Here is a 7669-nt window from a genome sequence, read left to right as displayed (position 1 = left end):
GCTGGCGCCCAGCACGCGCACCGCGTGGTAGTGGGACAGCAGCACGTACTTGATGGGCTTGTCCGTCACTTCGCGGATGCGGCGGATCACGTCCTGCGCCATGACGGGGGTGGCCTGGGTGTCGATGACCATCACGGCATCGTCGCCGATGATGATGCCGGTGTTGGGGTCGCCCTCGGCGGTGTAGGCGTAGGTGTGCTCGGACAGCTTGTCGAAGCTGACCTGCTTGACTTCCAGGTCGGCGGCGGAGGCGAAGGTCTTGGTGGTCATGGGGTGGGTCCTTGGTGATCCAGATGGTGTCAATGCGTGCCCAGGTAGGCGGCCTTGACCTTGGGGTTGTTGAGCAGCTCCACGCCCGAGCCTTCGAGCGTGATGAGGCCGGTTTCGAGCACGTAGGCGCGGTCGGCCACGCCCAGGGCCTGCTTGGCCATCTGCTCGACGAGCAGGATGGTCAGGCCCGCATCGCGCAGCTGGCGGATGGCGTCGAAGATGTCCTTGATGATCAGCGGCGCCAAGCCCAGCGAGGGCTCGTCGAGCAGCAGCAGGCGCGGCCCGCTCATGAGGGCACGTGCAATCGCCAGCATCTGCTGCTCGCCGCCCGACAGCGTGCCGGCCAGCTGGTGCTCGCGTTCCTTCAGGCGCGGAAAGCGCACGAACTCGCGCTGGATCGAGGCCTCCAGCGCCGCAGCGCCCTCGGCCCTGCGCGAGTAGGCGCCCAGCATCAGGTTCTCGCGCACCGTCTGGTCGGCGAACACGCCGCGCCCCTCGGGCGACATGGCCACGCCCAGGCCCACGCGCTGGTGCGCGGGCACCGCTGTGCAGTCCTTGCCGTCCACGAAGATGCGACCCTCGCCCACGGGCTCCAGGCCGCAGATGCTCTTGAGCAGCGTGCTCTTGCCCGCACCATTGGCGCCGATGATGGTCACCACCTCGCTCTGGCGCACTTCCAGGCTCACGCCCTTGACCGCCTCGATGGCGCCGTAGGACACCTTGACGGATTCGATTTTCAACATGCTGATGCTCTCGGTTCAGGTGGCGGCCACGGCGTCGTCGTCAACGCCCAGGTATGCGGCGATGACACGCGGGTTGGCCTGCACCTCGGCGGGCTTGCCCTCCGCGATCTTGATGCCGTAGTCGAGCACGATCACGTGGTCCGATATCGACATCACCAGGTCCATGTGGTGCTCTACCATCAGAATGCTCACACCGCACTTGCCGATACGCACCAGCAGCTGGCCCAGCTCGGCCGTCTCCTGAGGGTTCAGGCCGGCGGCGGGCTCGTCGAGCAGCAGCAACTGGGGCTCAGTGGCCAGCGCGCGCGCCAGCTCCACGCGGCGCTGCAGGCCGTAGGGCAGGCTGCCGGCCGGCTGGTGCGCCAGGTGCGACAGGCCCACCAGGTCCAGCAGCTGAATGGCGCGCTCGCGCGTAGCCACCTCCTGGCGGCGCGCCTGGGGCAGCGACAGCAGCGAAGAGAAGAAGCCGTTGCTCATGCGGCTGTGGCGCCCGAGCATCACGTTGTCCAGCACCGACAGGTCGGCGAACAGGCGCAGGTTCTGGAACGTGCGGCCCATGCCCAGGCAGCAGATGGTGTGCACCTGGCGGCCCACGATCTCCTGGCCCAGGAAGCGGATCGAACCCTGGTCGGGATCGACCACGCCGGTCAGCATGTTGATCATGGTGCTCTTGCCCGCGCCGTTGGGCCCGATCAGCGCATGGATGTGGCCGCGCTGCAGGCGGAACGACACGTCCTGTGCGGGCTTCACCCCGCCGTAGGACTTGCTCACGCCCTGCACCACCAGCAGCTCGCCGCTGCCGTCGGGCCCGATGCGCGTGGGCGCGGCACTGCCGCCAGCCGCGAGGCCGGCTTTCTTCGCCTTCTGGAACCACTGGGACACCAGGCCCATGATGCCGCCGGGCATCACGTACAGCGCGAACAGCAGCAGGAAGCCGTAGAGGAAATGCTGTGCCGAGGGCCAACGCGCGAGCAGCGCGTCTACCAGCGTGAGGATCACCGTGCCCACCAGCGGGCCGTACATGGAGCCCGCGCCGCCGAACAGCACCAAGAGCAGGATGAAGATGGACAGGTGGAAGGTGATGAAGTCGGAGTTGATGTACTGGTTCTGCTGCGCCACCAGGGCGCCGGCGATGCCGCAGGTGACGGCCGCAACCACGAAGGCGATCACCTTGGCGCGGTAGACGCGCACGCCGACCGAAGAAGACGCGATCTCATCGGCCTGCAGCGACAGCAGGGCGCGGCCGAAGCGGCTGCAGATCAGGTTGCGCAGCAGCAGATGGGCCGCAGCGCACAGCACGATGCCGAACCACACCCACTGCACCGAGGTGAAGGGCTGGCCGTTCCAGGTCAGCGGCTTGATGCCGTAGATGCCCTGGGCGCCGCCGAACACATCGGTCCATTCGCCCACGAGCTTTTCCACCACGATGCCGAAGGCCAGCGTGACCATGGCGAGGTAAGGGCCCTTCACGCGCAGTGAGGGCAGCGCGATCAGCACGCCGCATACGCCCGAGATACCGGCGGCCAGCACCAGCGCCAGCCAGGGGCTCATCTCCGTGCGCGTGGTGAGCAGGGCTGCCGCATAGGCGCCCGCTGCGAACAGGCCAGCCTGGCCCAGCGACTTCTGGCCGGCGTAGCCCACCAGCACGTTCATGCCGGCGGCGCACAGGTAGTACACGCACATCATGAACACGATGCGCAGGTAGTAGTCGTTGTGGAACAGCGCCGTGGCGCCGATCAGCGCTGCAGCCACCAGGGCCACCGCGACGAAGTGACGGCCCTGCTTCATACCTTCTCCACCATCTTCTTGCCGAACAGGCCCGTGGGACGGAAGGCCAGCACCAGGATCACCAGCGCGAACACCGCCACCTCGCGCCACTGCGCCTGCCAGAGGTTGACCATGGACTCGAACACGCCCAGCACGAAGCCCCCGATCACGCAGCCGCGCGGGTTGCTCAGCCCGCCGATCATGGCGCCCGAGAAGCCCTTGAGCCCCACGGTGAGCCCCATGAACAGCGAGGCCTGGGCAATGGGCGCGAGCAGAAAGCCCGAGAGCCCCGCCAGCGCCGAGCTGACGACGAAGGCACCGATCATCACCGCATTGGTATTGATGCCCATCAGGCTGGCCACGCTGCCATTGGCGGCCACGGCGCGCATGGCCTTGCCGACCATGGTGTGGTTCATCACGCGGTCGAACACCAGCATGATGGCCACGGTCACGCCCAGCGTGAGCAATTCCTGTGGGCGCACGCCCACGCCCAGAAAGCGGATCACCGCATCGCCCACCGGCGCCGGCACCACCACGGGCTTGGGGCCCCAGATGGCCAGGCCGATGCTCTGCAGGATGACGCCAAAGCCCAGCGTGCTCATCACCCAGGCCATGCCGGGCCGCCCGGCAAAGGGCCGCACGCCGATGGCGTACAGCAGCCAGCCCAGCAGACCCATGGCACCCAGGGCCGCCACCAGGGCCAGCAGCTGCGCGCCGGCACCGGGAATGGCGTCGCCGAAGGTGGTGGAACTCACTGGCTTGCCCAGCACCAGGAACAGCGCGCTCATGCCGATGAAGGCACCGGCCGAGACGAACTCGCCGTGCGAGAAGTTCAGGGTCTTGGTGGTCGTGAATGTGATGCTGAACCCCAGCGCCACCAGCGCGTAGGCACCGCCTACCGCCAGCCCGCTGATGATCGCCTGCAAGAGCGCTTCTGTCATGTTCTGTTCCTCGGCCGGGCGCTGCGGACACGGATGCCCGCCACGCCCGGCCGTTGTGGTCGTGCGTCGGTCGAAGGGGTGCTTACTGCTTGAAGTCGGCTGGCGTCAGCGAGCCGATCAGCGCATCGGTGTAGGGCAGCAGCTTGCCGTCCTTCCAGCGGATCCAGACCAGGTCCTTGGCGGTCAGCGCGTCGTGGTTGGTCTTGGTGAAGGGCTTGTCGTAGGCCTTGAGCACGCCCTGCACGGGGGTCTTGAGGTCTTCGAGCGCCAGGCGCACGGCCGAGCCTTCGGTGGTCTTGGCCTGCTTGACGGCCTCGGCGTACAGCAGCACCGAATCGTAGCCATGCAGCGCGAACGAGAACGAGCCGGGCGCCTTGAGCTTGGCACCGATGCGGTCGAACAGCTTTTGCTGCGCGGGGGTGCGCGTCTCGCTCACGGTGCGCATGAACAGCGGCTTTTCGGCCAGGGCCTTGCCGGCCGCGTCGTAGAAGGTGATGTTGTCGGCCGCCCAGGAAGTCAGCGTGAGCGGGAAGTAGTTGATCTTCTCCATGCTGCGCACCAGTTGGGCAATCGGCGTGCCCTGGGCCCAGACGACCACGGTGTCCACGCCTGCGGCCTTCATCTTGCTCAGCTGCGAGGTCATGTCCGTGTCGCCGACGCCGAAACGCTCGGTGGCAGCGGCCTTGATGCCCTGCACCTCGGCGATCTCCTGCATGTCCTTCAAGCCACCCTGGCCGTAGCCGGTGGTCTCGGCCATCAACCCCACCACCTTGGAGGTGGCGGCGTTCTTCTTGACGTAGGCCATGAGGGCAGCGACCTGCTCGCGGTCCACCATGGAGACCCGGAACATGTAGTTGTCGGCGCCGGGGCTCATGGGCTTGGTGATGTCGGTGCCCGAACCCACGTTGCCCAGCACGGGGATCTTCTTCTGGTTGGCGATGTGCTTCCAGGCCATGGCGTTGCCCGAGTTGGTGGGGCCGAACACGGCAACCACCTTCTCGTTGTCGATCAGCTCGCTCATGTTCTGGATGGACTTGGGCGGTGCCGAGACGTCATCGCGCGTGGTGAGCGTGAGCTTGCGCCCCAGCACGCCGCCCGCGGCGTTGATGTCGGCGATGGCTGCTTCCATGCCGATCACGGCGGCCTGGCCGCTCTGGGCCGAGGGCGAGGCGGAAAGGTCGCCGTTGTAGCCGAGCTTGATGTCCTGGGCGGACACGCCGGTCGAGATCGCGGTGACGGCGGCTGCGGCCAGCAGGCCTGCACAAAGGCGTTTGAGTTGCATGGTGTTGTCTCCTTCTTTATGGTTGAAAGCTGCCTCGCACCCTTTGCCGGGCCGGGCCAGGGGGAACTCGATCAGACGGCGAGGAAGCCGCCGTCCACGGGCAGCGTGATGCCCGTGACATAGCGCGACATGTCGGACGCGAGGAAGATCACCGGGCCGATGAGGTCCTCGGTCTCCCCCACGCGGCCCATGGGGATGCGGGTCATGAACGATTCGAGCCGCTCGGGGTTGTCGCGCGTGGCCGCCGTCATGGGCGTGGCGATGACGCCGGGCGCCAGCGCATTCACGCGCACGCCCTTGGGAGCTTGCTCGGCCGCGAGCGACTGCGTGAACATCTTGATCGCCCCCTTGGAGGGCGAGTAGCCCAGGCTGCCGCCCTGGCCGGCATAGGCGGCGATGGAGGCGATGTTGATGATGGAGCCCCGGGTCGACTGGATGGCCGGCAGCCAGGCCAGGCTCACATTGAAGGTGCCGTGCACGTTGACATCGATGGTCTTCTTCCAGTTGGCGGCGGCGCGTTCGCTGCCCGTGCCCTCGCGGATGATGATGCCGGCGTTGTTCACCAGGATGTCGATGGCGCCCACCTCGCTGCCCACTTGCGCGGCCAGCGCGTTGCACGCCTCGGGGACGGTCACGTCCAGCGTGTAGGCGAAGGCGTCGCCGCCTTCGGCCTTGACCAGGCGGGCCGTTTCCTGCACGGCTGCCGTGTTCATGTCGGTCACCACCACGCGTGCGCCGGCCTGGGCCAGGCCCAGCGCAATTGCGCGGCCGTTGCCCTGGCCAGCGCCCGTGACCAGCGCCAGCCGGCCGTTCAGCAGGCGCGGGGCCACTGCTTCTGGATACACCATATGTCTGCTCCTTCTTCTCTGGTCTTTTTTTGGGGAGGCTCAGGCCGTGCGGGCCACGGGCACGGCAGCGCGGTCCTGCAGCGTCACCGATTCGCGCACGGGCACCAGGGCCTGGGCGAGTTCCATCCCGGCCACGTAGCCGAAGGTGAGCGCCGGGCCCAGGGTGATGCCGGCACCGGGGTAGTTGCCGCCCATGATGCTGGCCGCGTCATTGCCCACGGCGTACAGGCCCTTGATCGGCTGGCCTGCGGCGTTGAGCACGCGGGTCCTGTCGTCGGTCTGCAGGCCGGCAAAGGTGCCGATGTCGCCGATCACGAGCCTGATCGCGTAGTACGGACCGTTCTCCAGCGGCGCCAGGCAAGGGTTGGGGGTGACCAGCGCATCGCCCTGGTAGCGGTTGTAGGCCTTGCTTCCCTTGCCGAACGCCGGGTCTTCGCCACGGCGCGCGGTGTCGTTGAATGCACTGACCGTGGCCTCCAGCACCGACGGCTCCACGCCGATGCGTGCTGCCAGCTCGGCCACGGTGTTGCCACTTTGCAGGTAGCCGCTGCGCAGGTGGCGCCCGATGGGCAGCGGCGCGGGGGCTACGCAGCCCAGGCCGTAGGCACGCAGCGCCTTGTGGTCGCACAGCAGCCAGGCGGAGACTTCCTTCTCGCCGTGGCAGGCGGCGACCATGGCCTGCACGAAGTCGTGGTACGAATTGCCCTCGTTGGCAAAGCGCACGCCCTTGGGCGTCACGGCGATCACGCCGGGCTTGGCGCGGTCGATGAAGTGCGGCATCACCCCCTTGCTGCCGTCTGAGCGCGTGGTGACCGATGCGGGCACCCAGGCCGCCGCATGGGGAATGGTGCCGTCCACATGGCCGCCCACGGCCTCGGCGAGCTTGAGGCCGTCGCCGGTGTTGGATGCGGGCGAAGGCGAGTAGTGCTCCTTGCCGGTGGGCGCGTGGGGAAACAGCTGCTTGCGCCGCTCCACGTCGTGCGGGAACCCGCCGCAGGCCAGCACCACGCCGCGCGTGGCGGTCACCTTCACGGTCTTGCCTTCGTGCTGCACCAGCGCGCCGCTGACGCCGTCGTATTCCACCACCAGTTTCGTGACCGGGGAGGACAGCCACACGGGGATGTCCAGGTCCATCGCGGCCTTGGCCAGGCGGCCGGCCAGAGCGTTGCCGTTGGTCAGCGTCATGCCGCGGCCGTTGCCGATGACGTCCATGGCGTGCTTGCTCAGGCGCCGCGTCACGTAGGCGAACGAGGTGGGCGACTTGAAAGCCCGCATGAAGTGCTTGATCTCGGGGCCCGAGCCCAACATCATGCCGAACACCGTGAGCTCAGGCAGGGGTGGCGCCAGGTGCCTGATGCGCGGGCCGAGTTCGCGGCCATCGAAGGGGCGCGTGACCATCGATCGCCCGCCAGGCTGGCCGCCCGTGGCCTCGGCGTGGTAGTCGGGGAACACGGCGGGCATGTCGAACTGCACGCAGGTGTTCTGGGTGAAGAAGTCGATGGCCTTGGGGCCGTATTCCAGGAAGGCGTCGACACGCGCGGCGTCAAAGTGCGTCGTCGCCTCGTGCTGCAGGTAGGCGCGGGCAGCACCGTCCGGTTCCTGGATGCCCTGCTCCCTGGCCAGGCGCGTGCCCGGGATCCACAGCCAGCCGCCCGAGCGCGCGGTGGTGCCGCCGAAGCGCGCTTCCTTTTCCACCACCAGCACCTTCAGGCCCTGCGATGCCGCCGTGATGGCCGTCGCCATGCCCGAGGCGCCCGTGCCCACCACCAATACATCCACCGAGATGCTGTCCTGCGTCATGCCTTGTCTCCAACGTTC

Annotated in this window: 7 protein-coding genes; all 7 read right to left on the bottom strand. The window is 67.7% G+C overall.

Annotation, left to right across the window (positions count from 1 at the left end; translation table 11 throughout):
* Positions 1–270 (bottom strand): MBL fold metallo-hydrolase (locus ASE31_RS32430; protein WP_235514277.1); only part of this gene is annotated, 270 nt, incomplete at its 3' end.
* A 29-nt stretch (positions 271–299) separates the two neighbouring features.
* On the bottom strand, positions 300–1013 hold the full coding sequence (locus ASE31_RS05900) for an ABC transporter ATP-binding protein (RefSeq protein ID WP_057200588.1): 714 nt from the start codon (positions 1011–1013) through the stop codon (positions 300–302).
* A 15-nt stretch (positions 1014–1028) separates the two neighbouring features.
* Positions 1029–2801, bottom strand: a complete 1773-nt coding sequence (locus tag ASE31_RS05895) for an ATP-binding cassette domain-containing protein (RefSeq protein WP_057200587.1) — start codon at positions 2799–2801, stop codon at positions 1029–1031.
* On the bottom strand, positions 2798–3721 hold the full coding sequence (locus ASE31_RS05890) for a branched-chain amino acid ABC transporter permease (protein WP_057200586.1): 924 nt from the start codon (positions 3719–3721) through the stop codon (positions 2798–2800). Before ASE31_RS05890 ends, ASE31_RS05895 begins: the two co-directional genes overlap by 4 nt.
* A gap of 82 nt (positions 3722–3803) precedes the next feature.
* Positions 3804–5003, bottom strand: a complete 1200-nt coding sequence (locus ASE31_RS05885; RefSeq protein ID WP_057200585.1) for an ABC transporter substrate-binding protein — start codon at positions 5001–5003, stop codon at positions 3804–3806.
* A 71-nt stretch (positions 5004–5074) separates the two neighbouring features.
* The gene (locus ASE31_RS05880; RefSeq protein ID WP_057200584.1) at positions 5075–5851 is read right to left on the bottom strand and encodes an SDR family NAD(P)-dependent oxidoreductase; all 777 of its coding nucleotides are present in this window, start codon (positions 5849–5851) and stop codon (positions 5075–5077) included.
* Between the two features lie 39 nt (positions 5852–5890).
* Entirely contained in the window at positions 5891–7651 is a 1761-nt protein-coding gene (locus ASE31_RS05875; protein WP_057200583.1) for an FAD-dependent oxidoreductase, read from the bottom strand.
* Between the last annotated feature and the right edge of the window lie 18 nt (positions 7652–7669).

The sequence above is a fragment of the Acidovorax sp. Root217 genome (assembly GCF_001428645.1).
Lineage (GTDB): Bacteria > Pseudomonadota > Gammaproteobacteria > Burkholderiales > Burkholderiaceae_C > Acidovorax.
Note: the sequence above shows the minus strand (reverse complement) of the source record. Positions and strands in the feature narration are given on the sequence as shown.

Excerpts from the sequence above, each read along its gene's own strand:
- ASE31_RS05890 (WP_057200586.1), bottom strand. The coding sequence starts at position 3,721 with ATGACAGAAGCGCTCTTGCAGGCGATCATCAGCGGGCTGGCGGTAGGC.
- ASE31_RS05880 (WP_057200584.1), bottom strand. The coding sequence starts at position 5,851 with ATGGTGTATCCAGAAGCAGTGGCCCCGCGCCTGCTGAACGGCCGGCTG.
- ASE31_RS05885 (WP_057200585.1), bottom strand. The coding sequence starts at position 5,003 with ATGCAACTCAAACGCCTTTGTGCAGGCCTGCTGGCCGCAGCCGCCGTC.
- ASE31_RS05875 (WP_057200583.1), bottom strand. The coding sequence starts at position 7,651 with ATGACGCAGGACAGCATCTCGGTGGATGTATTGGTGGTGGGCACGGGC.
- ASE31_RS05900 (WP_057200588.1), bottom strand. The coding sequence starts at position 1,013 with ATGTTGAAAATCGAATCCGTCAAGGTGTCCTACGGCGCCATCGAGGCG.
- ASE31_RS05895 (WP_057200587.1), bottom strand. The coding sequence starts at position 2,801 with ATGAAGCAGGGCCGTCACTTCGTCGCGGTGGCCCTGGTGGCTGCAGCG.